We start from the raw sequence: 21,023 nt of genomic DNA on the forward strand, positions 1-21,023 counted from the left end.
GAAACTGTCACCGGGGCGTGCCAAAGTGAAGGCATGGAAGCTTTTGCATTGATTCTTGCCCTGCTCATGCTGCTCGTCGGCGCCGTCGCCGGCGCCGCAGTGGTCTACGTGTTGCTCCGCCGCCGTTCTCTCGCCGTAGAGCAGGACTTCGACGCCGTCTCCGCCCGGCTCTCCGAGGTCAGTGCCCAGTTCGCCGCAGCCGACGCCGAGCGGCGCCTGCTGGCTGCGCAGAACCGCGACCTGGGCGAATCCCGGAACCAGGACGGCAGTGTCCTGCGGGCGCTGGCGCCGGTGGCGGAGAAACTCACCGCGGTCCAGCAGCAGGTGTCCCTGCTGGAACGCGACCGCTTGGAGCAGTACGGCCAGCTCGCCCAGCAGCTGCAGGAAGCCCGGCTGTCCGACGAACAGCTCCTGCGCTCCACGCATGCGCTGGAATCAGCCCTGCGGTCCAACAGCGCCCGGGGCCAGTGGGGGGAAGTCCAGTTGCGCCGCGTGGTCGAGGCGGCCGGGATGCTGCGGCATGTCGATTTCCATGAACAGGTCCACAGCGGGCAGCAGCACAACTCGGCGGCGGAGACGAATGTCCGGCCCGACCTCGTCGTGCAGCTGCCCGGAGGGAAGCAGCTGGTGGTCGATGCCAAGGTTCCGCTCACGTCCTACCTCGCGGCCCAGGAACTGGGGGCGTCCGCCGGCGGGCAGCAGCACGCGCAGCTGGGCGGCCAGCAGACCCACCTGCTGGCCCACGCCAAGGCCCTGAAGGCCCATGTGGACGCGCTGAGCAGCAAGAAATACTGGGACATTCCGGGCAACTCCCCCGAACTTGTGGTGTGCTTCCTGCCGGCCGAGTCGATCCTGGCCGCCGCACTGTCTGCGGACCCGGCGCTGCTGGACTACTCCCTATCCAGGAATGTCGTGCTGGCGTCCCCCTCCACCCTGCTCGCGGTCCTGAAGTCCGTCGCTTTCACCTGGCGCCAGGACGTCCTGACGGACAGCGCGCGGGAACTCTTCGAACTCGCCCACCAGCTCTATGAGCGGATGGGGACACTCGGCGAGAACGTCACCAAGCTCGGCGCCTCCCTCAAAACGTCCGTGGACCGCTACAACTCCATGGTGGGCACGCTGGAAGCCCGGGTGCTGCCGACGGCCCGGAAGCTCAACGCCCTGGACGCGGCCGGGCTGACGACGCCCGCAGCCGTGGAGGTCACGCCGCGGTCCGTAGCGGCCCCGGAACTCCAGCCCGGAAGCGGTCCGGAGGCCGGCGCCGGCGGCCGGGCGACGAAGGAGTCGCTGAATGATGCACTCGACGACGCCGACCGGGAGTCCGCAGCCTAGGAAACAGCCGCGGAGGGGACTCCTAGGAAGTCTGCGAGGGCCGTGTCCCGCGGCCGCCAAGGGCGCGGGTCACGTCGCCGGCCTGCTTCAGCGTGGCGCGAAGCTCCTTCGGCAGCGAGAACAGCAGGTCTTCCTCGGCCGTGACAACTTCCTCGACCGAGCCGTAGCCGTAGTCGGCGAGCAGGCGCAGGACGTCCTTGACCAGGACTTCCGGTACCGAGGCGCCAGAGGTCACGCCCACGGTGGCCGCGCCCTCAAACCAGGATTCGTCCACTTCGTTGGCGAAGTCCACGCGGTAGGAGGCCTTGGCACCGTATTCCAGCGCCACCTCCACGAGGCGGACCGAGTTCGACGAGTTGGCCGATCCGACCACAATCACGAGGTCGGCCTGCGGTGAGATCTTCTTGATGGCCACCTGGCGGTTGGTGGTGGCGTAGCAGATGTCATCGCTGGGCGGGTCCTGCAGGGTGGGGAACCGTTCCTTGAGCAGGCGGACCGTTTCCATGGTTTCGTCCACGCTGAGGGTGGTCTGGGAAAGCCAGATCACCTTCTCCGGATCCCGGACGGTCACCTTGTCGACCTCGTGCGGGCCGTTGATGATCTGGATGTGTTCGGGAGCCTCCCCCGCGGTTCCTTCGACTTCTTCGTGGCCGTCGTGGCCGATCAGCAGGATGTCGAAGTCGTCCTTCGCGAAGCGCACCGCCTCTTTGTGCACCTTGGTCACGAGGGGGCACGTGGCGTCAATGGTCCGCAGCCCCCGGTCCTCGGCGGACTGGACCACGGCCGGCGACACACCGTGGGCGGAAAAGATCACCAGGGCGCCCTCGGGGACCTCGTCCGTCTCGTCGACGAAGATGGCGCCCTTTTCCTCAAGGGAACTCACCACATGAACGTTGTGGACAATCTGCTTGCGGACGTAGACCGGCGGGCCGTAGTGCTCCAGCGCCTTTTCCACTGCAATGACCGCCCGGTCAACGCCGGCGCAGTAGCCGCGCGGGGCTGCGAGCAGGACCCTCTTCGGGCCGTCGACGGGGGCTGCGGCCAGGACTTCCTCCGGCGTACGCCGCCGGCGCGGAACGGTTGGCATCGGAATGGAAACAGCAGTGGAGGTCATGCCCCAATGCTACCGGTGTTGAGCGGGGCGCCGGTGTGGGGGCCTCAGGCGCGGCGGCGCAGGGCGACGACGCGCAGGACGAGTCCGGCTGCCAGCAGGACACCTCCCACCATGGCCGCCGCCAGGATCCACTGCCCGAAACTCGAACCGGCCGCGGCGACAAACTCACTCTTGAAGATCTCTGCGACTTCGTTGCCGCTGGACGTTCCGGTCACCGCGGCCGCGACCGCGTCGGCGGCCAGCTTCCAGGCCCCGGCCAGCACGATCGTTCCCAGCCCGATGCCGGCCAGGACCGTCCAGCGCCGACGTGCGGCCACAAAGGCCAGGGCGAACGCGATCAGGGCACCGACGGCCACGGCGTAGCCCATCGGCGCGAAGGCGGCCACCCGGTCGAGGGCCTGCCGGTGTTCGGGCTGCCCGATGGTGATCAGCAACTGGTCCGGGGCCTCCAGCGGCAGTGTCGTGGCATCCGCCACCTGCTTGGCCACCAGGCCGACGAGGGGCGCGAGGTCCAAGGTCAGTGAGGTGACGCCGTCGGCTTCGGCAGGCAGGGACGCAGGGTCCGCGAAGTTCAGCCGGTGGCTTTTGCGCAGTGTTTCGGTCCAGGCTTCGGGGTAGCCGGGCATGGTGGTCAGGGAGCGGGCCGCGCTTTCCAGGACGGGCGTCACCAGCCCCGAAAGCGCTGCGGGGATTTGCTCCGCACCGAGACTGCCGACGGCGGCTCCGGCCAGCCGCTGCTGGAATACCGGGTCCTTGCCCAGCGGCGCGGTGAACGCCACAAAACCATCCTCCTGGACGAGATTCCTGTCCACCCACATGGCCGGAACGGCAACAGCTGCCAGGACAAGCCCGATGAGTACCGCTACGGCCGAGACAAAAGTGCGCACAAGAATTCCTAGGAGGTTGTTGGGTAGTGCCATCCTACGGGGGCGGCCTGCGGATCAATAAAGTCGGAGCCCGATGATAGAGCTATGGATAGAGTTGAAACAGACAAGTTCGAGCTGTCTGCCGGTGGCCCTCCTGGACGCGCAATCGCTGAGGGGTGTACCTGCTGACAGCCCCGCCCCGGCAAAGGACAACCACCCATATGCACAAGGCCACCTCCGCACCGGAGTCCCGGCATGTCTGAGGACGTCGCGGCAGCCACCACCGTACCGGCCACAGCGGCGGAAACCAGCCCGGACAACCCGTGGCCGCTGCAGCTGCTGTCCCAAAAACTCAAGATGCACATCGACCGCGCCCCGTCCGCGTGGGTCGAGGGCCAGGTCATCGAAATGAACCGGCGGGGCACCAACGCCTACCTGACGCTGCGGGACATCGACGCGGAGATTTCCCTCCCGGCGTCCGCCTGGACCAAGGTCCTTGACCGGCAGGAAATCCCGCTGGAACGCGGCTCCCGGGTGGTGGCCCTGATCAAGGCAGAATTCTGGCTCAAGACTGGCCGGCTGAACATGTCCGTGAAAGACATCCGGGCGGTGGGCCTGGGGGATCTGCTCGCCAGGATCGAGCGGCTGCGCCACGCCCTCGCCGCCGAAGGGCTGTTCTCCGACGCCCGCAAAAAACGCCTGCCCCTGCTCCCCCACCGGATCGGCCTGATCACCGGCCGCGATTCGGATGCCAAGAAGGACGTGCTGCGGAACGCCGCCCTTCGCTGGCCCGCCGTCGAATTCGACGTCCGCGAGGTGGCAGTCCAGGGCAACACCGCCGTCGCGCAGGTGATCGCTGCCCTGCGCGAGCTGGATGCGGACCCCCACGTGGATGTGATTGTCATTGCCCGCGGCGGCGGTGCCCTGGAGGATCTGCTGCCGTTCAGCAATGAAGAGCTCATCCGGGCCGTGTCCGCCGCCTCGACTCCGGTGGTGAGTGCGATCGGCCACGAGGCAGACCGGCCCATCCTGGACGATGTCGCGGACCTGCGCGCCTCCACACCCACAGATGCCGCCAAGCGGATCGTCCCGGACGTTGCGGAAGAACTGGTCCGAGTCCGGCAGGCCCGGGACCATCTGCGCCGCGGCGCCACCCGGCTGGTGGAGCGTGAGACTGACCGCCTGGCGTCGCTGCGCTCCCGCCCAGTCCTGGCCGCCCCGGAGGTTATGGTCAGCCACCGGCACGACGACGTCGAACGGCTCAAGGGCCGCTCCCAGGCGGCAGTCACCGCCGCTGTCGTCCGGGCCGCCGACCAGCTGGTCCACCTGAAGGCCCAGGTCCGGGCCCTGTCGCCGCAGAAGACCCTGGACCGCGGATACGCCGTGGTCCAGCTCGCCGACGCCGGCTCGGCGCCCGGGGTCCGCCGGGACGTCGTGCGGCACCCCGACCAGGCGCCGTCGGGAACCCCGCTGACGGTCCGCGTGGCCGGGGGCCGGTTCACCGCGGAGTCAACCGGCGGCCAGGAACCGGCAGAAGACTGAACTCCACCCGATCGATCCGTCCCGCGGGACGCACAGCAAGGAGCACCACGCCATGGCAGTAGAAACAACGCCCAATGCCGACATCGAGGGTTTGAGCTACGAGGACGCCCGCGAGCAGCTCGTCGGCGTTGTCAGCAGGCTCGAAGCCGGCGGGGCGAGCCTCGAAGAGTCGCTGGCGCTCTGGGAACGCGGCGAGGCGCTGGCCAAACGCTGCGAGGAGTGGCTCGAGGGTGCCCGCAAGCGGCTGGCCGCGGCGCGGGACCAGCCCGCGCAGGACGGCTAGCAGGCCACCCGCCGGCCGCAGGCAGCCGGAGCCCGGTCAGGAACGCTCCACCAGTTCCCGTTCCATGGCAACGTCGAGGTCCGGGACCGGCCACTTCAGCTTCAGGCCTTCCAGCGCGTCCAGCAACAGCTGCTGAACAGCGATCCGGGCGTACCACTTCTTGTTCGCCGGGACGACGTACCACGGGGCGGCCTCGGTGGCCGTCTTCTCGAAGGCCTTCTGGTAAGCGTCCATGTAGTCGCTCCAGAACGCGCGTTCCTTCAGATCGTTGCTGCTGTACTTCCAGAGCTTGGCCGGCTCGTCGAGGCGGGCCAGCAGCCGTTCCTTCTGCTCGTCCCGGCTGATGTTCAACATGACCTTGACGATCTTGGTTCCGGCGGCCGCCTGCCGGGCCTCGAACTCGTTGATGGCGATATACCGGCGTTCCAGTTCCTCGGGGCTCGCCCATCGGTGGACCCGGTGGATCAGCACGTCCTCGTAGTGGGACCGGTCAAAAACACCCACCATTCCCGCCGCCGGCACTTCCTTCTCGATCCGCCAGAGGAAATCGTAGGACTTCTCCTCGGGTGTCGGCGCTTTGAAGGACTTCATTTGGACACCCTGCGGGTTCATGGCACCCATGACATGGGTCACGATCCCGCCTTTGCCGGCGGTGTCCATTGCCTGCAGGATGAGCAGCACGCGCTTGGTGCCCCCGAAGCGGGACTCGGCGAAGAGCTGCTCCTGGAGCTCGGTGAGGTTGTCATCAAGATCGGCCAGCAGCGCCTCGCCGTCGTCCTTGTCTCCGTCGTAGCCGGGGGTGGCGTCCGCATCCGCGTCCTTGAGTTTAAAGTCTTTGCCCACCTTCAAGGTGTCGGCGGGTGGCTCCTTGAATCCCACGATGTCTGCCATGACAAGCCTCTTTCCCGTTCAGGCAGCCCTTCCGCCACCGGGCCATCGCCCGTGCCGCGCTGCTGAGCCCTAGGCTAGTTCCCCTTGTACCGGCTCAGGAAGTCCGCCATGCGGTTGATTGCCTCTTCGAGGTCCTTGACCAGGGGCAGGGTGACCATCCGGAAGTGGTCCGGGCGCACCCAGTTGAAGGCGCGGCCATGCGAGACGAGGATCTTCTGTTCGCGCAGCAGGTCCAGGACGAATTTCTCGTCGTCGCGGATGTGGAAGACCTCGGGATCGAGCTTGGGGAAGAGGTACATGGCGCCGCGTGCCTGCTGGGTGCTGACCCCGGGAATGGCGTTGAGCATGTCGTAGGCCTTGTTCCGCTGCTCCAGCAGGCGTCCGCCGGGCAGGATCAGGTCGTTGATGCTCTGGTACCCGCCAAGTGCCGTCTGGATCGCGTGCTGGGCCGGGACGTTGGCGCACAGGCGCATGTTCGCGAGCAGGCTGATGCCCTCGAGGTAGTCCGCAGCGTCCTTTTTCGGCCCCGAAATGGCCATCCACCCGGCCCGGTAGCCGCACACGCGGTAGGCCTTGGACAGGCCGCTGAACGTCAAGCACAGGACGTCGTCGCCGGTCAGGGCGGCCATGTTCACATGGACGGCGTCCTCGTAGAGGATCTTCTCGTAGATCTCGTCGGCGAAGAGGACCAGGCCGTGCTTCTCGGCCAGGGCAACGATCTTCTTGAGCGTGTCCTCCGGGTACACCGCACCGGTGGGGTTGTTCGGGTTGATCACCACAATGCCCTTGGTGCGCGGGGTGATCTTGGCTTCCATGTCCTCGAGGTCAGGCTGCCAGCCGGAATCCTCGTCGCAGAGGTAGTGCACGGGCCGGCCGCCGGCCAGGGCCACGGAGGCCGTCCACAGCGGGTAGTCGGGGGTGGGGATCAGGACCTCGTCGCCGTCGTCCAGCAGCGCCATGAGGGACATCGTGATCAGCTCGCTGACGCCGTTGCCCAGGTAAATGTCATCAACGTGGATGTTCTGGATGCCGCGGGTCTGGTAATACTGCGAGACTGCCGTCCGGGCGGAGAAAATCCCGCGGGAATCGCTGTAGCCCTGGGCATGCGGCAGGTGGCGGATCATGTCCACCAGAATCGCGTCCGGCGCTTCAAACCCAAAAGGGGCGGGGTTCCCGATGTTCAGTTTGAGGATGCGGTGACCCTCTGCCTCCATCTGCTGGGCGGCCTGAAGGATCGGTCCACGGATGTCGTAAAGGACATTATGAAGCTTGGTGGACTGCTTGAATTCTGCCATCCATCAAATATGCCATATGGCGGATGTACTTCCGCTGAGATGTGTCTCACAGCGGGGTCCGCCCGTCACGGGCGGGAAACGCACGACGGCGGCTGCCGGAGCACCCCCGGGAACCCGGGGAGTCCGGCAGCCGCCGTCGAACGTCAGAAGGTCAGTAGTGGCGCTGTTACTGCACCAGGCCCCTTTCCTTGAGCCAGGCGGCCGCAGCATCCTTGGGGTTCTGCTTCTGGCTGCCGCTGACGGCGCGGTTGAGGTTGATCAGGTCCTCAGTGGTCAGCACCTTGGACACGGCGTTCAGGGCTTCCTTCGCCTTGTCCGTCATCTTGGCGGTGTTGTACAGCGGGAGGACCTGCTGGGCGATGAAGTTGTTCTTCGGGTCCTCCAGCACCACCAGGTCGTTGTCCGCGATGGACGGCGTGGTGGTGTAGATGTCCGCCACCTGGACCTGGTCGGAGAGCAGGGCCTTGAGCGTGACGGACCCGCCGCCGTCGCTGAACGGTTCCAGCTTCTTCGGCACGCAGTTGTAGTTCTTCTCGAGGCCCGGCAGGCCGTACGCGCGTTCGGCGAAGGTGGCCGGTGCGCCCACCACGAATTCGCCGCAGACCTTGGCCATGTCCTCGATCGACTTCAGCTGGTGTTTCTCGGCGGTGGCCTTGGTGACCACCATGGCATCCTTGTTCTCGGCCTTGGAGGCCTCCAGCACGGCCAGTCCCTCGGGCAGCTTGCCTGAGAGCGCGTTGTAGATGTCCTCTGCCGAGACCTCGGCGGCGTCCGGGCTGACGTGCAGCAGCAGGTTTCCGCTGTAGTCCGGGATGACGTCCACCGATCCGTCCTGGACGGCCTTGAAGTAGACCTCGCGGGAACCGATGTTCGGCTTGGTGCTCGCGGTGACGCCGGCGCCGTTGAGTGCCCCGGCATAGACCTCGGCGATGATCTGGCTCTCCGGGAAGTCTGCGGAACCGATCACCAGCGCCGAGCCCGAACCGGAGGTGGCCCCGCCCGTCGCCGGTGCCGTGGACAGCGGATCGGATGAACCTCCGCAGGCGGACAGTGCCATGGCCAGGCCTACGCCGGCGGCCAGGCCGCCGAATGCGCGCCTGCCGAGTGCTCGTTGGCGGGTTTCCTTCATGACGTACCTCCTTGGACAACAGTCCCCGCGGGTACGGGGTCTGTGAGATCAACCGCAGCCTGCTGGCTCCGGTCTGGCTGTGAAGAGGCGCCCTGGGACAGGAACAACCTCTGAATAAGGGCGAGGACAAGGTCGACGGCGATGGCCAGTCCGGCGATGAGCAGCGACCCGCCCAGCATCTGGGGAAAATCGGACAGGACCAGTCCGTCGAAGAGATACCGGCCGAGGCCGCCGAGGTTGATGTAGGCCACGACCGAGACGGTGGCGATGGCCTGGAGCACGCCGGTCCGGAACCCGCCGTACATCACGGGCAGCGCGTTGGGGAACTCCGCGCGGAACAGCACCTGCAGCTCCGTCATGCCCATGGCCCGTGCGGCGTCGACGACGTTCCGGTCCACGCTGGCGATGCCGGCGTAGGTGCCGGCCAGCAGCGGCGGAACGGTCAGGATGACGAGGGCCCAGATAGGGGGCATCAGCCCGATGCCGGCCAGCAGGACAAAAAGCGTGAGCAGGCCCAGGGTCGGCAGGGCCCGGAGGGCGCCGGCGACGGCCACCGCGGCCACCCGCCCGCGGCCGGTGTGCCCCACGTACAGTCCGATCGGGACAGCGATGGCCGTGGCGATCGCCATCACCAGGCCCGTGTAGAGCAGGTGCTCGGCCAGCCGGGTCGGGATTCCGGCGCTGCCGGTCCAGTTCGCAGGATCGGTGAGCCAGGCAATGGTTTCCGTGACGACGTCGCTCATGAGGCACCGCCCGCGGTCTGCGCGTCGGAAAGCCGCAACGCCGCGGCAGCGGTGCCGGATTTGCCTGTGCCGGCGTTGTCCTTGCCGGGCTTGTCCTGGCCCGCAGTCGAATCGGCGCCGCCGGTTGACGCGGCGGCGCGGGTCCAGGGGGTCAGCAGCCGCTCAAGCAGGACCAGCACGGCGTCCATCAGTAGCGCGAGGATGAGGATGGCGATGATGCCCACCACCACCTCGGTGACGAAATCACGCTGCAGGCCCGAGGTGAAGAGCATGCCCAGGTTGCCGATGCCCAGCAGCGCCGCGACGCTGACCAGCGAGATGTTACTGACAGAGACCACCCGCAGCCCGGCGAAAAGCACCGGCAGGGACAGCGGCAGGTCGATCTGCAGGAAGCGGGCGAAGGGCTTGAACCCCATGGCCACGGCAGCCTGCCGGAGGTCCTCGTCCACCGAGTCAAACGCGTCCAGGGTGGCCCGGACCAACAGGGCCACGGCGTAGATGGTAAGGGCCACCACCACGTTGACCGGGTCCAGGATCCGGGTTCCGAGGACGGTGGGCAGGATGATAAAAAGCGCCAGGGACGGGATGGTGTACAGCAGCGAGGACGCCGTCAGGACCACAGACCGGAGACCCCGGTTCTGCCGGGCGACCTGGGCCAGCGGCACGGCGATGAGGACCCCGAACACCATCGGCAGGATGGCCAGGACCAGGTGCTGGGCCGCGAGGCTGAAGACCTGCGTGCTGTTGGCCAGGAACCATTCCATCAGATCGCGCCCTGGCGGACATGGCGGTCCGACTCGATCACGGCAAGCACTTCTTCGGCGGTGATGACGCCGGCCACGCGGCCGTCCGTGTCCACTGCGACACCGAGGCCGGAAGGTGATGACAGTGCAGCGTCGAGGGCGCGGCGGAGAGTGTCGCCCTTGCGGAAGAGTGATCCGCCGGGAATAGTCGCGGCCCCCTTGCCCGGGCCCGACCAGCCGACGGGCCGCAGTGTTTCGTCGACCACCAGTTGCCACTCGCCGGAGGCATTGCCGGCACGCTCAAGTTCTGCAGGGGTGATCGTCTGGACGGGGTGGACGGTGACGCCGTCGGACGGGCTGAAGGCGAGGTGGCGGAAGCCGCGGTCCCGGCCCACGAAGGACGCCACAAAGTCGTTGGCCGGGGCGCGCAGGATTTCCTCCGGCGTAGCGTATTGGGCGAGTTTGCCGCCGAGGCCGAACACTGCCACCTTGTCGCCGAGGACGGTGGCCTCGTCAATGTCGTGGGTGACGAAGACGATGGTCTTGGCCAGGTCCCGCTGGAGCCGGAGGAGTTCCTGCTGCAGTTCATCGCGGACTACGGGGTCCACGGCACTGAAGGGTTCATCCATCAGCAGCACGGGCGGGTCGGCGGCGAGCGCCCGGGCCACTCCGACGCGCTGCTGCTGGCCGCCGGAGAGCTGGGAGGGGTACCGCTTGCCCAGTGCGGAGGCCAGCCCGACGACGTCGAGCAGTTCCTGCGCGCGCTTCCGCGCCTCGGCCTTGCCCACGCCGTTGAGCCGGGGGACGGTGGCGATGTTGTCCAGCACGGAACGGTGCGGCATCAGCCCGGAGGACTGCATGACGTAGCCCATGGACCGGCGCAGCTTCGCCGCGGGCACACTGGTGACGTCCTCGCCGCCCACGGTGATGGTGCCCGACGTCGGCTCCACCATGCGGTTGATCATTCGCAGGGACGTGGTCTTGCCGCAGCCCGAAGGCCCGACAAAGACCGTAATGGCGCCTTTGTCGATGGACATGGTCAGCTCATCCACGGCAGGCTGCCCGCTCTGGTACTGCTTGGTGACGCTCTGGAACTCGATCATGGCTTCAGCCATTCCGGGCTTACCTAACTGTTGGAGGCAACATCGGACCAGCCAATTGATCATAGACTCGCCGATTTTTTGCTGTAAAGCACGTAGAACTCAGCCTAGCCAGCGCAGCCGACAAAGTCAGGGACCTTATCAATTGCGCTGTGGCTGACACTCCTATTCGTTGCCACTCCTCAGGTGGATGGGTGCTGAGGCAACGCGGGGTCACTTCGCGCCCATTCCAGCGTTCGGGATGGACCACAAACGACCCCGCGTTGCCTTTGCCGCCGTGCCGGGTCAGCGGTCCTTCCGGCCGGCCCCGGCTGCCCCGCCCCGGCCTTTGGCGCCCCGCTTGGCGCGCTGTCTTTCGGCGTCCTCGTACCTGTCCCGCTCGGCCGACCGCTGGCTCTTGCCCCCGGCCGATATTTTCTGGTGCCACTCCCGCGCATAGGCGCGGCGGGCGGCCGCATCGTGCCGCCGGGCCAAGGCCGCGAGTTCGCGCTGGAGTTTCAGGTAGCTCGCCCAGCGGCGGTCATCCAGCCTGCCGTCCGCGATCGCGGCCTGCACGGCGCAGCCGGGCTCGCTGCCGTGCGCGCAGTCGGAGAACCGGCACTGCCCCACAAGTTCCTCCAGATCGCCGAACATCTCCTCCATCCCGCCGTCGGCGTCGAACAATCCGAAACCGCGCACGCCCGGGGTGTCCATCAGCACGGCGCCGCCCGGCAGGGGCACCAGCTCGCGGGACGTGGTGGTGTGTTTGCCTCTTCCGTCGCTGGCCCGGACCGCACCGGTGCCCTGGACCTCGGTGCCGACAAGGGCGTTGATGAGGGTGGACTTTCCGGCCCCCGAGGGGCCCAGCAACACGAGGGTGCCGCCCGGCGGGAGATGCCCCAGCAGTTCATCGAGGCCGTCGCCCTGCTCCGCGGACGTGGTCACCACCTCGACGCCGGCGGCCTGGAGGATCACTTTGCCGACGACGTCATCCGCTATGTCCGCGAGGTCTGCCTTGGTGATGATGACCAGCGGGGTGGCTCCGGAGTCCCAGGCCGCGACGAGGGTGCGCTCGAGCCGGTTGTGGGTGAGCGGACGGTCCACCGGCACCACGACGCCGACTATGTCCATGTTTGCGCCGAGGACCTGCGCCTCAGACGAGGCATCGAAGGCACGTTTGCGGCTCAGTTCCGAATGGCGCGGCAGGATCCCCGTTATGGCAGGCTCCCCCGCGGCGTTGGCGCCCAGCCAGACCCAGTCCCCTGTGGCGGGAAGTTCCCCGCCGTTGGGGTAAGGCAGGTGGAGTGTCGCGCCACGGGTGGCGACGAGGACCAGGTTTCGGTCCACGCGGACGACCCGCCCGGCGCCGGTGCCGCCCGGCACGGGATTGGCGGTGAAGCGTGCGGCGACCTCGGTGGTGAAGCCGTAGCCGGCCGGACCTTCGGGAAAGTTGGTGCTGGTGACGGTGGCGCTGGTGACGGTGGCGCCGTTGGCGCCCGGACGTTCAAGTGAAGTAGTCAACGAAAACCCTTTGATGGGCCCCGGTGAACGTGCCGCGCTGCGGGTGGAACCTGGCAGCGGTTGCGGCTAGTTGGTGCTGAGTGCCGGGGCAGGAATAATGACGTGGCTGATGTTGGCGCGCGTTGCGCCCAGGACTGTTGCAGTCATCGTCTCCACCTCCCCGTTCCGCCGTCGTGTGCTGTGCCGGCTCCGCAGAAGTCTCCCCGCGGCTTTTTTAGAATAGCCCCGCCCGCCCGGGCTGGCTAGGGAATCCGTCAGGAAAGTTTGCCGTCCAGGGGCCGCTCGCGGTGGAGCCGGAGCGCGACGTCGACGAGCGAGACCTTGTTGAGCCCCGCGACGTCGCCCAGCGGGATCCAGGCCGCATGCGTTGTGCTGCCGTCCACCTCGTGCCGCAGCTCCCCGCCGGTGATGGTTGCCTCGTAGATCAGTCTCAGGGACTGGAAGTCGCGTTCTCCGCCATCGATCCGGATTTCGGCGGGCCAGTGCCCGACGTCGATCCCCAGCATGGTGCCGACCTCGGCGCGGTATCCGGTTTCCTCATGGATTTCGCGGCGGCAGCCGTCCACCGGGTGCTCGCCCAGGTCCAGCCCGCCGCCCGGCAGGGTCCAGCCTTCTTTGCCGCCCTGCTTCCAGTACGCCAGAAGGATGGCGCCGTCGCGGATGATGACCGCGTAGGCAGCGGGACGGGTGTCGAAGTTCAGGCTCATCCCTCCAGCGTAGTGGCCGGACGGCGTCGGAGCCCGGAGGCCGGTTCAGCCCTGCTCGGCCACCAGCTGAAGGACGCCAAAGACGGGATCCTGCGTCAGGATTCGTACGTCCGTGATTCCAGCGGCGGCCAGGGCGGCGCGGAAGGACTCCTGCAGGCGCGGGACGTTCATGCCCAGTCCGCTGCCGAGGATCACCGGGCCGTCGATGCGCAGTTGCCGGACCGTCTGCTCCGCGAGCCCGGCGAGGTCGCGGCCGGCCTGGTCCACGAGGTCACGGCTGGCGGCGTGGCCGGCGTCGGCGGCGTCCACCACGAGCCGGGCCCGCTCGGCCCAGTACCGGCGTCCGGTCTCAGGTGAGTGAAAGAGTGCGATCAGCTTGTTGGGGTCATCCACGCCGCAGGAGGCCAGCAGGGCGGTGGTCAGTTCGTCCGGCTCCAGCCCTTGGTTCATCCGGCGGAGGCTGTGCCGGACGGCCTCGCGGCCCAGCCAGTACCCGCTGCCCTCGTCCCCCAGCAGATAGCCCCAGCCGCCGGCGCGGGCCTCCTCGCCGAGGCTGTTCCGGCCCCAGGCGGCCGAGCCGGTGCCGCCGATGACGGCCACGCCGGTACTTGCTCCCCCGGCGGCCAGCAGGAGCCGGGAGTCATGGACCACGGTGATCCGGGCACCCGGCACATGCGGCGCGATCAGGGCGGCGAGGGCCTCGGCGTCGGCGTCGGTATCGATGCCGCCGGCTCCCGCATAGACCCGGGAGACGGTCCCGCCGCCGATCCGGGCGAAGAGCTCGGCGAGATTGAGTGCCGCCACTTCGCGGCTGACGTTCTGGACATTGGAGCTGCCTACCGACTCGTCGGCCACAACGGCACCGTCCTCGAACCGGACACCGCGGGTCTTGGTTCCGCCGATGTCGAGGCCGATCACGGCGCCGGTAGGAACGGAGGGGACGGTGTCCGCCGCAGGGGGGATGTCAGAATGGGTCACCGGAACAGCCTACTGAATCACGCACAGGAGTGAGCAATGTCGCACGGCATCTTTGGTACCAGGGTCTTTGCGGCGCCGATGGCGGGCGGGACCTCCACCCCGGACTTCGTCACAGCCGTATATGGGGCCGGCGGACTGGGTTTCCTGGCCGCGGGCTACAAGACCGTGGCAGCCATGCAGGCGGACATCAGCAGTGCCCGCGCCGCCGGGGCACGTTTCGGCATGAATGTCTTCGTTCCCGATCCCGCCCAGCAGGTTCCTTCCCGGGCTGTGCTGGCGCAGCTTGAGGAATACCGCGCCCGGTTGCAGCCGGACGCCCGGCGGTACGGCGTGGAGGTCCCGCCGCTGCGGCTCGACGACGACGACCACTGGCACGGGAAGATCGACGCCCTGCGGGAGAACCCGGTGGAACTGGTCAGTTTCGCGTTCGGGCTGCCCGGGACCGGCGTCGTGCGTGCCCTGCAGCGGGCAGGTTCCACCGTGCTCGCCACTGTGACCACTGTTGCCGAGGCGCTCGAGGCCGCCGGGCAGGGCGTCGATGCGCTGGTGGTGCAGCATGCGAGCGCCGGCGGCCACAGCGCGGCCTTCCAGCCATACGCCGACCGGCACGATGCTTTCCGTCCGGGCACGACGGCGGAGCTGGTCACCCGGGTGCGGTCCGCCGTCGGACTCCCGCTGGTCGCTGCCGGCGGCGTGATGGACCGGGCCGGGCTGGACGCGGTCCTCGCGGCGGGGGCCGAGGCGGCCCAGGTGGGCACCGCATTCCTGCGCACCGAGCAGAGCGGCGCCCGGCAGCTGCACAAAGACGCCCTCGCCAGCCCGCGTTTCACGGAGACCCGGCTGACGAGGGCCTTCACAGGGCGGTGGGCCCGGGCCCTGGTTAACGAGTTTGTCCGGGATCATCCCGACGCGCCCGAGGCCTACCCCGCCGTGCACCACCTCACCGCTCCGCTGCGCGCGGCTGCGGCGGCCGCCGGGGACGCGGAGCGGCTGAACCTCTGGGCCGGGACGGGCTGGCGGCAGGCGCGGGCCGGTTCCGTGGCGGAGGTCATGGCGGATTTGCTGGGCTGACGAATTCGCCGAGGCCTCCGGCCACCGCCCTGCCCCTTCGCGCCGCCGACCACCCCGAGGTCGCCGAATTCGCCGGAGCATTGCCGGTTCGCCGGAACGTCCCTGTGTGTCATGCTTCCGGCGAACCCGCGGCACGGGCTGGCTCAGGTGCCCGCGCGTCCGCGGACGAAGCCGGCGAGCAGTGCGGGGCCCTCGCTGAGCACCAGCTCCCGGAAGAGCCGTACCGGGTCCGGCTCGGCGTCGGCTGTCCCGCGGCGTTCCCGCCAGGCCAGGCCGATCTCCCGGAAGGCCAGGCCCGAATCCAGGGCGAGCTCCACCCAGCCGAGATCGCCGGATGGGGCCGGGGTATGGCGCCCGGGGGCCAGCTCCCCGGGCGGGAGGATGCTCACGCCGAGTCCTGCCGAGACGAGTCCGCGGGCCGTGTGGGAGTCCTGGCTTTCGAAGGCGATCCGGGGCCGGAACCCCGCCTCCCGGAACAGCGCGTCGGTCAGCGAGCGCATGCCGTAGCCGGGGCCCATGGCCACGAACGGGTCCTGCCGGATCTCATCAAGGCGGGCGCGGCGGCGCTTGGCCAGGGGGTGCCGGTGGTGGACGACGAGCCGCAGCGGCTCCCGGTACAGCGCTGCCGAGGAGATCAGCCGGCTCGGCGCCGCCACGGGGGCGGTCAGCGCCAGGTCCGCGTCGCCGGCGGCGAGTTCGGCCAGGCAACCGTCCCGGGCGCCCTGGCTGAGCTCGAAGGCCGGCTGGGGATGCCGGCTGCGGAAGGCGCTGATCAGCAGCGGCAGCATCGCCTCGCCAAAGGTGTGCTGGAAGGAGACGGCAATCCGGCCGCGCACCACCTCCGACTCGTGCCGGACGAGGTCCAGCCCGGCTTGGAACTCGCCCAGCGCGGCCTCGATGTGCGGCAGGAGCGCCTTGGCGGCGGGGGTCAGCCGAACGCCGCGGCCGTCACGGATCAGCAGTTCTGTCCCGATGATGCTGCTGGCCCGGGCGATGCCGCGGCTCACCGTCGACTGCGGCACACCGAGCAGGTCGGCGGCCGCGGTGACGTGCTGCGTGCGCCCGAGCTCGGCCAGGAGAGGCAGCAGCGGCAGCAGTTGCACCAGCTGTCTGTGTTCAACGTCCATGGTCCGCCCTCCAATTCGTTCCACATTTGCTATGAATTCTATGAGAATCATGCATTGGAGGCATCTTCGGCGGAAGCCTAGTCTGGGGACATGCCACGACCTCCGCTCCCCCGCCGCCCCGCTGCCCCCGCCCCGGTCCCGCCGGACACCGCCGGGACCGGGGCCGGCACCTGCACCGCGGCCCGCCCCGGCTCCGGCATGACGCCCACCGGCACGGTGTCCGACGCCGGGCTTCCCGTCTGGCCGGGACATCCCAAGGGATCCGCCGCCTACCGGAAAATTCTCGCGGGGCTGGCGTTCGCCGGCGTGGCCACCTTTGCCCAGCTGTATTCCACCCAGGCGGTGCTGCCCATGATGGCGGCCGATCTGCAGGTCACGGCGGCCGATGCGGCACTGACGATTTCGCTGGCTACCGTGGGGCTGGCCGTGACGGTGCTTCCGTGGTCCTTCCTGGCCGACCGGATCGGGCGCGTCCGCGCCATGATGTGGGGCATCTCCGCCGCCACGGTCCTGGGTTTGCTGGTCCCGCTCGCCACCAGCTTCCCGATGCTCCTGGGCCTGCGGATGCTCGAAGGCATGGCCCTGGGCGGCATCCCGGCCATAGCGATCGCCTACCTCAACGAGGAGGTAAACAAGGCCCACGCCGCGCTGGCGGCCGGAACGTACGTTGCGGGGACCACACTGGGCGGACTCGCCGGCCGGCTGCTGGCCGGTGTGGTCGGTGAACTGTGGGGATGGCGGGCCGCGGCCCTGGCCGTCTCGGTCCTGGCAGGCGTCGCGGCGGCCCTGTTCCTGCTCCTGGTCCCGCAGGCGCGGGGCTTCACGGCCGCGGCGGCCAGCGGCTTCCGCGGGGCAGTCCGGACGCTGGCGGGCCACGGCCGGAACCCGCGCCTGCTGGCCCTCTACGTCCAGGCGTTCCTGCTGATGGGCGGCTTTGTGGCCGTCTACAACTACCTGGGCTTCCGGCTCTCCGGGGAGCCCTTCGGCCTGCCGGCCACCATCATCAGCCTGATCTTCCTGGCCTACCTCTCCGGGACAGTCTCCTCCCGCTGGGCCGGGGGCCTGGCGGCGCGGTTCGGGCGGCGCACGGTGCTGATCTCAGGAACGGTCCTGATGGTGGCGGGCCTGGCACTCACGCTGACCCAGCTGCTGGCACTCATCATGGCCGGCCTGCTGCTGTTCACCGGAGGCTTCTTCGCGGCGCACAGCATCGGCGCCGGCTGGACCGGCGTGATCGCCACAACCGGCCGGGCCCAGGCGGCGTCCCTCTACAACCTCGCCTACTACCTCGGATCCAGCGTCATCGGCTGGGCCGGCGGGCTGGTGTTCCAGTCGCTTGGCTGGACGGCGCTGGCGTTGACCGTCATCGGACTGGCCTGCACGACGGCGGTGATCACCGCCGTCGTGCATCCCGCCCGCCCGGCGCCCGCAGGTGAGGCGGCTGCGGCTCAGGCGTCTGCGGCCGGAGCACCCGGCTAAAGCGAGCCGTGCTAGCGCGTAGCCTCGATGGCCTGCACAAGGTCGGCCACCACATCGGCCGGGTCCTCCAGTCCGACCGACACGCGCAGCAGGCTGGCGTGCGGTTTGGCCTCGGCGGCCACCGGCCGGTGGGTCAGTCCGGCGGGGTGCTGGATCAGGGTGTCGATGCCGCCGAGCGAGACCGCGTGCGTGATCATGCTGACCGCACCGGGAATCCGTTCCGCGTGCCCGGCAGTGCCCACTTCAAAGGCGATCAGCGAACCGGGGCCGGACATCTGCGTCCCGATCAGACCCTGCGGATCGCACTCGGGCAGCCCCGGGTAGAAGACGCGCCGGACCAGCCCGTGTTCGGCCAGGGCCGCCGCGACCTTCTGCGCGCCGGCCTGCTGGGCGCGCACCCGGACGGGGAGCGTGGCCAGCCCGCGGTGGAGCAGGTAGGCCGGCCAGGGGGTGAGGATGCCGCCGGTGACGGCCCGGATCTGGCGCAGCCTCGTGGTCCATTCCGGTGCCGCGGCCACCACACCGCCCATGGCATCCCCGTGGCCGCCGAGGAATTTGGTGGCGCTGTGCAGGACCATGGCCGCGCCGTGGCGGAAGGGCCGCTGGAGGATCGGGCTGGCGAAGGTGTTGTCGACCAGCAGCGGGACGCCGTCTGCCGCGGCGGCCACGCGGGCAATGTCGACGAGTTCTAGGCTCGGGTTGGCTGGCGTCTCAAGGATCACCAGGCCTGTGTCGGGCCGGAGCGCGGAATGGACGCCGTCCGGGTCAGTGAACGTCATGTCGTTGCCGAGCACGCCTGAGGCCAGCAGGTGGTCGCTTCCGCCGTACAGCGGCCGCACGGCGACCACGTGCTTCTTTCCGGTGGCGACGACGGCAAGCAGGACCGCGCTGAGCGCCGCCATGCCGGTTGCGAATGCCACCGACTCCGGGGTGTCTTCGAGGACGGCCACGCCTTCTTCGAACCGTGCCACGGTGGGATTCCAGAGCCGCTGGTAGACGGTGCTCTGCCCCTCCATGTGCGTGCCGCCGGTGGCCATGTGCTCATAGGCGAGGCCGCCGTCGTGCACGGAGGGAAGCGGCGCAGTGGTGGAAAGTTCGATCGGCACTGCGTGCACGCCCAGTTCAGTGAGGCCGGTCCGGCCGGCGTGGACGGCCAGCGAATCTTGAGAAAGCACGTTGCTCCTTATGAATATTCACCATTGAATGCCGCAAGTATCTGGCAATAATTCGGAGATTTGTAGGGGCCGTGAATGGAAGTGGTGGAATGTGCCGTTTATGATGAACTGACAACACTTCAAGGAGGATCCGTGAGTAGCAGTGCGAAGAATCTTCGGCCGGGAGCGGGAGCCGGCGAGCCGCTGGACGCTATCGACGAGCGCCTGCTCGCGGCACTCGTCGCCGATGCCCGCATCTCCAATAAGCAGCTGGCTGAACTCGTGGGGATTGCCCCGTCCACGGCCCTGATGCGCACCCGCGCCCTCTCGGACCGCGGGATCATCCAGGGCTTCGAGGCGAAGCTGAGTCTGTCCGCGATCGGCCGCTCCGTGCAGGCCCTCATCGCCGTCAGGCTCCGCGCCCATGACCGCGAGCAGATTGACCGTTTTACGTCCCGGGTGCCCAAACTTCCGGCCGTTCTCTCGACCTTCCACACCTCAGGTTCGGTGGACTATCTGCTGCACATCGCCGTGGCCACCACCGAGGACCTGCGCGACTGGGTGCTGGATAATCTGGCCACCGATCCGGTGGTGGGCCACACCGAAACCACCCTCGTGTTCGACCACATCCAGGGCAACCAGGGCCCGCTGCCCGACTAGAAACGCCCGGGGCCCGTCAGCCGCGGCGCAGTGCCGCGCGCAGCGTGATGCCGGCGAGGATCGCCGCCGCGACCGCACACACGACGACGAACCCGGCAACCGCAGCCTGCAGGCCGACGACGCCGGCGGCGAGCCCCAGCCCGATGACGGGAAAGGCGCTGCCCAGGTACGTAATGACGTAGACGGTGCTGATGATCTGCGCGTGACGCGAGGCCTCCACCTTTCCGGCCACATCGTTGAAGACGGTCCGGAAGGACACGCCCTGGCCGATGCCGGCGGTGATGCTCGCGATCATCAGCAGCCATGGACTGTTCCAGGGGGCAGCCGCCGCGATCAGCAGCACCGACGCGGCCAGCACGGCAAGTCCGACCGGCACCACGAAGCGTCCCCGCACGGCGAGCAGCTGGCTGAGCGCGGAGGACCCGAGGGTCAGCCCTGCCAGCAGGCCGATCAGCGGCCGCGAATCCGCCTGGACAATCTGGGCGAAATAGCCCGGGGCAAGGGAGAGGCAGAAGCCGAAGACGGCGAAGCTGAGGAACCCCACCGAGGCCGCCAGCCAGAAGGCGCCCCGGGCTTCGCTGGACACCGACGGCCGGCGCGGCGCCAATACGCGCAGCGGCTGCGGACCGGCGTTCGAGGTGATCGCCGGCCGGGCCTTGAGCAGGTACAGCGGGACCAGCAGCGCAGCGAGGACCACGGAATGCAGGAAATACGGCGTGGACGTGGGACCGGGCAGCAGCGAGAGCACTCCCCCGATGGCAGGACCGGCCGCCACGCCGCCGGCGGACGCCAGCAGGGTGAACCTCGAGGCCCACTCGGGCCGGCTGGGCAGCAGCTCCCGCAGGGCCGCCGAACTGGCGCCGGTGGCGAGGGCCACCGCAATGCCCTGCAGGGCCCGGCCGGCGCACAGCGCGAGCAGGCTGTCCGCAGTGGCAAAGACGGAGCCGCCCGCGAGGCCAACCAGCACGGCGAGCACCAGGGCCGCGCGGCGGCCGATGTGGTCAGACCAGTGGCCGGCCAGGATCAGGGTGCCCACCAGCGCCAGGACGTAGGCCGAGAAGGCCACGGTGACATCCAGCGCGGTGATCCCGAGCTTGGCCTGCAGCAGCGGGTACAGCGGGGTGGCGAGATTCGCGCCGACCAGGAGTGTGAAAATCACGACGCCGGCCATCACCAGCCGTGCGGTGGTGGAAGCGTCCCAGCCCCAGCGCTCTGCCGTGGCCGGGCGCATGCGGAGTTCGCTGAAGACTGTCATGTCCGTGCCCTTGCGTGGAAGCGGGCCGCGTGTTCCCTGTGGTGGGGGAATCGC

General features: G+C 68.7%; 20 protein-coding genes. 6 read left to right on the forward strand and 14 right to left on the reverse strand.

Going from position 1 to position 21,023, the window contains the following annotated elements; genetic code table 11:
- The first annotated feature begins 33 nt into the window (after nucleotides 1-33).
- Nucleotides 34-1,332 (forward strand): DNA recombination protein RmuC, encoded by a 1,299-nt coding sequence (locus tag FS787_RS04790; RefSeq protein WP_144671127.1) that lies wholly within the window; start codon nucleotides 34-36, stop codon nucleotides 1,330-1,332.
- 22 nt (nucleotides 1,333-1,354) lie between these two features.
- Here the strand turns inward: FS787_RS04790 and FS787_RS04795 are convergent, their stop codons facing one another.
- Entirely contained in the window at nucleotides 1,355-2,446 is a 1,092-nt protein-coding gene (locus FS787_RS04795; protein WP_144671128.1) for a 4-hydroxy-3-methylbut-2-enyl diphosphate reductase, read from the reverse strand.
- A 44-nt stretch (nucleotides 2,447-2,490) separates the two neighbouring features.
- Complete coding sequence (locus FS787_RS04800; RefSeq protein WP_144671129.1) at nucleotides 2,491-3,333, reverse strand: hypothetical protein; 843 nt, start codon at nucleotides 3,331-3,333, stop codon at nucleotides 2,491-2,493.
- 234 nt (nucleotides 3,334-3,567) lie between these two features.
- Between FS787_RS04800 and xseA the strand changes: the two genes are divergently transcribed.
- Complete coding sequence (xseA, locus tag FS787_RS04805) at nucleotides 3,568-4,854, forward strand: exodeoxyribonuclease VII large subunit (protein WP_144671130.1); 1,287 nt, start codon at nucleotides 3,568-3,570, stop codon at nucleotides 4,852-4,854.
- Nucleotides 4,855-4,906: 52 nt separating this feature from the next.
- Nucleotides 4,907-5,137 carry an exodeoxyribonuclease VII small subunit gene (locus FS787_RS04810; protein WP_144671131.1) on the forward strand — a complete coding sequence of 77 codons (231 nt, stop codon included), beginning with the start codon at nucleotides 4,907-4,909 and terminating at the stop codon, nucleotides 5,135-5,137.
- Nucleotides 5,138-5,173: 36 nt separating this feature from the next.
- Here the strand turns inward: FS787_RS04810 and FS787_RS04815 are convergent, their stop codons facing one another.
- The 9 genes from FS787_RS04815 to FS787_RS04855 form a co-directional block, all read right to left on the reverse strand.
- The gene (locus tag FS787_RS04815) at nucleotides 5,174-6,028 is read right to left on the reverse strand and encodes a polyphosphate kinase 2 family protein (protein ID WP_144671132.1); all 855 of its coding nucleotides are present in this window, start codon (nucleotides 6,026-6,028) and stop codon (nucleotides 5,174-5,176) included.
- Between the two features lie 74 nt (nucleotides 6,029-6,102).
- Nucleotides 6,103-7,323: a pyridoxal phosphate-dependent aminotransferase gene (locus FS787_RS04820; protein ID WP_144671133.1), complete on the reverse strand. Its 1,221-nt coding sequence runs from the start codon at nucleotides 7,321-7,323 to the stop codon at nucleotides 6,103-6,105.
- Nucleotides 7,324-7,489: 166 nt separating this feature from the next.
- Nucleotides 7,490-8,452, reverse strand: coding sequence for an ABC transporter substrate-binding protein (locus tag FS787_RS04825; RefSeq protein ID WP_144671134.1), 963 nt, complete (start codon nucleotides 8,450-8,452; stop codon nucleotides 7,490-7,492).
- On the reverse strand, nucleotides 8,449-9,195 hold the full coding sequence (locus FS787_RS04830) for an ABC transporter permease (protein ID WP_144671135.1): 747 nt from the start codon (nucleotides 9,193-9,195) through the stop codon (nucleotides 8,449-8,451). Before FS787_RS04830 ends, FS787_RS04825 begins: the two co-directional genes overlap by 4 nt.
- Nucleotides 9,192-9,959, reverse strand: a complete 768-nt coding sequence (locus tag FS787_RS04835; protein WP_144671136.1) for an ABC transporter permease — start codon at nucleotides 9,957-9,959, stop codon at nucleotides 9,192-9,194. The genes FS787_RS04830 and FS787_RS04835 overlap by 4 nt, the downstream gene beginning before the upstream one ends.
- Entirely contained in the window at nucleotides 9,959-11,053 is a 1,095-nt protein-coding gene (locus tag FS787_RS04840) for an ABC transporter ATP-binding protein (RefSeq protein ID WP_144671137.1), read from the reverse strand. Before FS787_RS04840 ends, FS787_RS04835 begins: the two co-directional genes overlap by 1 nt.
- Nucleotides 11,054-11,323: 270 nt before the next feature.
- Entirely contained in the window at nucleotides 11,324-12,538 is a 1,215-nt protein-coding gene (gene rsgA / locus FS787_RS04845; protein ID WP_144671138.1) for a ribosome small subunit-dependent GTPase A, read from the reverse strand.
- Nucleotides 12,539-12,792: 254 nt separating this feature from the next.
- The gene (locus FS787_RS04850) at nucleotides 12,793-13,245 is read right to left on the reverse strand and encodes an NUDIX hydrolase (RefSeq protein WP_144671139.1); all 453 of its coding nucleotides are present in this window, start codon (nucleotides 13,243-13,245) and stop codon (nucleotides 12,793-12,795) included.
- A 45-nt stretch (nucleotides 13,246-13,290) separates the two neighbouring features.
- On the reverse strand, nucleotides 13,291-14,223 hold the full coding sequence (locus FS787_RS04855; RefSeq protein ID WP_144671140.1) for an N-acetylglucosamine kinase: 933 nt from the start codon (nucleotides 14,221-14,223) through the stop codon (nucleotides 13,291-13,293).
- A 36-nt stretch (nucleotides 14,224-14,259) separates the two neighbouring features.
- On the opposite strand from FS787_RS04855, the gene FS787_RS04860 reads away from it, so the two are divergent.
- Nucleotides 14,260-15,294, forward strand: a complete 1,035-nt coding sequence (locus tag FS787_RS04860) for a nitronate monooxygenase (RefSeq protein WP_144671141.1) — start codon at nucleotides 14,260-14,262, stop codon at nucleotides 15,292-15,294.
- 143 nt (nucleotides 15,295-15,437) lie between these two features.
- On the opposite strand, the gene FS787_RS04865 is transcribed toward FS787_RS04860, so the two are convergent.
- Nucleotides 15,438-16,421 carry a LysR family transcriptional regulator gene (locus FS787_RS04865; RefSeq protein WP_144671142.1) on the reverse strand — a complete coding sequence of 328 codons (984 nt, stop codon included), beginning with the start codon at nucleotides 16,419-16,421 and terminating at the stop codon, nucleotides 15,438-15,440.
- A gap of 198 nt (nucleotides 16,422-16,619) precedes the next feature.
- Here FS787_RS04865 and FS787_RS04870 point away from each other — a divergent pair, with 198 nt between their 5' ends.
- Nucleotides 16,620-17,900: an MFS transporter gene (locus FS787_RS04870; RefSeq protein ID WP_144671970.1), complete on the forward strand. Its 1,281-nt coding sequence runs from the start codon at nucleotides 16,620-16,622 to the stop codon at nucleotides 17,898-17,900.
- A gap of 11 nt (nucleotides 17,901-17,911) precedes the next feature.
- Here FS787_RS04870 and FS787_RS04875 read toward each other — a convergent pair whose 3' ends face one another.
- On the reverse strand, nucleotides 17,912-19,075 hold the full coding sequence (locus FS787_RS04875) for a PLP-dependent aspartate aminotransferase family protein (RefSeq protein WP_260982392.1): 1,164 nt from the start codon (nucleotides 19,073-19,075) through the stop codon (nucleotides 17,912-17,914).
- A 132-nt stretch (nucleotides 19,076-19,207) separates the two neighbouring features.
- Between FS787_RS04875 and FS787_RS04880 the strand changes: the two genes are divergently transcribed.
- On the forward strand, nucleotides 19,208-19,714 hold the full coding sequence (locus tag FS787_RS04880) for an Lrp/AsnC family transcriptional regulator (protein WP_056425512.1): 507 nt from the start codon (nucleotides 19,208-19,210) through the stop codon (nucleotides 19,712-19,714).
- Nucleotides 19,715-19,730: 16 nt separating this feature from the next.
- Here the strand turns inward: FS787_RS04880 and FS787_RS04885 are convergent, their stop codons facing one another.
- Nucleotides 19,731-20,969 (reverse strand): MFS transporter, encoded by a 1,239-nt coding sequence (locus tag FS787_RS04885; RefSeq protein ID WP_144671144.1) that lies wholly within the window; start codon nucleotides 20,967-20,969, stop codon nucleotides 19,731-19,733.
- Nucleotides 20,970-21,023 lie beyond the last annotated feature (54 nt).

Source organism: Arthrobacter sp. U41 (assembly GCF_007679325.1).
In the GTDB taxonomy this organism is placed as follows: Bacteria; Actinomycetota; Actinomycetes; order Actinomycetales; family Micrococcaceae; genus Arthrobacter.

Coding starts and splice junctions, on each gene's coding strand:
- FS787_RS04790 (WP_144671127.1), top strand. CDS start 34: ATGGAAGCTTTTGCATTGATTCTTGCCCTGCTCATGCTGCTCGTCGGC.
- FS787_RS04795 (WP_144671128.1), bottom strand. CDS start 2,446: ATGACCTCCACTGCTGTTTCCATTCCGATGCCAACCGTTCCGCGCCGG.
- xseA (WP_144671130.1), top strand. CDS start 3,568: ATGTCTGAGGACGTCGCGGCAGCCACCACCGTACCGGCCACAGCGGCG.
- FS787_RS04810 (WP_144671131.1), top strand. CDS start 4,907: ATGGCAGTAGAAACAACGCCCAATGCCGACATCGAGGGTTTGAGCTAC.
- FS787_RS04815 (WP_144671132.1), bottom strand. CDS start 6,028: ATGGCAGACATCGTGGGATTCAAGGAGCCACCCGCCGACACCTTGAAG.
- FS787_RS04820 (WP_144671133.1), bottom strand. CDS start 7,323: ATGGCAGAATTCAAGCAGTCCACCAAGCTTCATAATGTCCTTTACGAC.
- FS787_RS04825 (WP_144671134.1), bottom strand. CDS start 8,452: ATGAAGGAAACCCGCCAACGAGCACTCGGCAGGCGCGCATTCGGCGGC.
- FS787_RS04830 (WP_144671135.1), bottom strand. CDS start 9,195: ATGAGCGACGTCGTCACGGAAACCATTGCCTGGCTCACCGATCCTGCG.
- FS787_RS04835 (WP_144671136.1), bottom strand. CDS start 9,959: ATGGAATGGTTCCTGGCCAACAGCACGCAGGTCTTCAGCCTCGCGGCC.
- FS787_RS04840 (WP_144671137.1), bottom strand. CDS start 11,053: ATGGCTGAAGCCATGATCGAGTTCCAGAGCGTCACCAAGCAGTACCAG.
- FS787_RS04850 (WP_144671139.1), bottom strand. CDS start 13,245: ATGAGCCTGAACTTCGACACCCGTCCCGCTGCCTACGCGGTCATCATC.
- FS787_RS04860 (WP_144671141.1), top strand. CDS start 14,260: ATGTCGCACGGCATCTTTGGTACCAGGGTCTTTGCGGCGCCGATGGCG.
- FS787_RS04865 (WP_144671142.1), bottom strand. CDS start 16,421: ATGGACGTTGAACACAGACAGCTGGTGCAACTGCTGCCGCTGCTGCCT.
- FS787_RS04870 (WP_144671970.1), top strand. CDS start 16,620: ATGACGCCCACCGGCACGGTGTCCGACGCCGGGCTTCCCGTCTGGCCG.
- FS787_RS04885 (WP_144671144.1), bottom strand. CDS start 20,969: ATGACAGTCTTCAGCGAACTCCGCATGCGCCCGGCCACGGCAGAGCGC.